General features: G+C 47.4%; 1 protein-coding gene. It reads right to left on the reverse strand.

Features of this window, described 5'->3' with window-relative positions; all coding sequences use genetic code 11:
• The coding region (xseA, locus tag R8N28_RS25775; RefSeq protein WP_318183728.1) for an exodeoxyribonuclease VII large subunit at window positions 1–1,205 on the reverse strand (1,205 nt) is incomplete at both ends.

The raw sequence follows: 1,205 nt of genomic DNA on the forward strand, positions 1-1,205 counted from the left end.
TTACCTTGCTCCGTTTGCGTGATGGAGTAACCACGCTTGAGTGTCGCTAGGGGACTGACGGTATCTAACTTTTCTGCCGCAATCGCTAACTGATGACGCATCGTCAGTAGTTTTCGATCCATTGCGTCTAATAGCTTGTGCTCAACACGTTCAAGTCTCGATTTTTGTTGTGCTAAGTGTTTAACAGGAGAGTTTAATTGCAGACGGTGGTGTTTACGCTCAACGGCTTGTTGACGTGTATCGATGAAGCGCTGCATAGCTCTACGCAAACGCATATCCAGCTCATCGAGTTGCTGTGACTGACGCTGCAACTGATAACTTGGATGTTGGCGTTCTAAGCGATGCAGAAGTTGCGCAGATTGCTGTTTTTGCTGCGCTAAGTAGTAGCGCATCGCACTAGCTAGTTTATGCTGTTTCGCTACAAGCGATTGATCTTTATGGCTGTTGTCACGGCTAACCAGTTCAGCGGCAGCTGATGGAGTAGGAGCTCGCACATCGGCAACAAAATCGGCAATCGTCATGTCAACTTCATGGCCCACAGCACTAATGATCGGGATTTGACTTGCAGCAATAGTGCGAGCAAGGATCTCATTGTTAAAGCACCATAAGTCTTCTAGAGAGCCGCCGCCACGACCAACAATCAATACATCACATTCATTTCGGCTATTAGCACGACCGATTGCTTGGGCAATTTGAATGGCTGCGTCATCACCTTGGACCATGGTCGGATAAATCACCACGGGTAGGGAAGGATCACGGCGTTTTAAAACGTCCAATATGTCGTAAAGCGCAGCACCTGTTTTAGAAGTGATGACACCAACACGCTTTGGATGTTCTGGTAGTGGCAGTTTGTTGGTTTGAGCGAACAAACCTTCCGCTGCCAACTTCATCTTAAGCTCTTCAAACTCTTGTTGCAGACGACCATCGCCTTCAGGCTGCATGCTTTCGATGATCAATTGGTAGTCACCACGTGGCTCATACAGAGACAGACGGGCTTTAACTAAAACTTGATTGCCATTTGTAGGTTTGAAAGTAACGCGACGATTGTTACCACGGAACATGGCACATTTTACTTGAGCACGAGAATCTTTAAGGGTGAGGTACCAGTGACCGGAAACAGGAGCAGAGAAGTTGGATATCTCTCCGACGAGCCAAACGATCCCCATTTCGTTTTCAAGGAGTAAACGAACTTCTGCGTTGAGACG

This window comes from Vibrio sp. Vb1554 (assembly GCF_033344235.1).